This window comes from Pseudomonas sp. BAV 4579 (assembly GCF_009765395.1).
GTDB lineage: Bacteria > Pseudomonadota > Gammaproteobacteria > Pseudomonadales > Pseudomonadaceae > Chryseomonas > Chryseomonas aestiva.
Genome location: NZ_WHOV01000192.1, coordinates 1 through 410 on the forward strand (window position 1 = coordinate 1; position 410 = coordinate 410).

Genomic DNA, 410 nt, shown 5'->3' on the forward strand with positions numbered 1-410 from the left:
GGTCCGGGGATGGTGCCCCCGGATGGGTGTGCGAAGAGAAAGGTGGCAAAGCCTGGGTAGAGCAGGGGCGCCCAGTGGGCGCCTGGAAGAGCGGGGTGACTCAAGCGGCCGATTGGTCGCTGTCATCCCCTTGATCCGTACCTTGCTGCTCAGCCGAGGCTGCGTCGCGCGGTTTGGCTTCGTAGACGAACTCACCATCCACCTTGATCCAGCCGATATACAGGAGACGACCTTTCAAGCTTGCGCCGTGTTGTCCCTGCTTCGGTCCGGATAAGTAGGTGAAGGGATCAGCCCAGCAATCACCGATGCGGAAGGACACGAGGACCTTCTTCTCAGCGTTGACGGCTTCAATGCAGCGGCGAACCAGCTTTTCAGCTTCGGCGCCGACGACATTGCAGTCGATGTAGCGG

The 410-nt window shown here is 60.7% G+C and carries 1 protein-coding gene; it reads right to left on the bottom strand.

Features of this window, described 5'->3' with window-relative positions:
• Positions 1-100 precede the first annotated feature (100 nt).
• A partial coding sequence (locus tag GSQ95_RS24610; protein WP_158973966.1) for a DUF3577 domain-containing protein occupies positions 101-410 on the bottom strand: 310 nt, incomplete at its 5' end.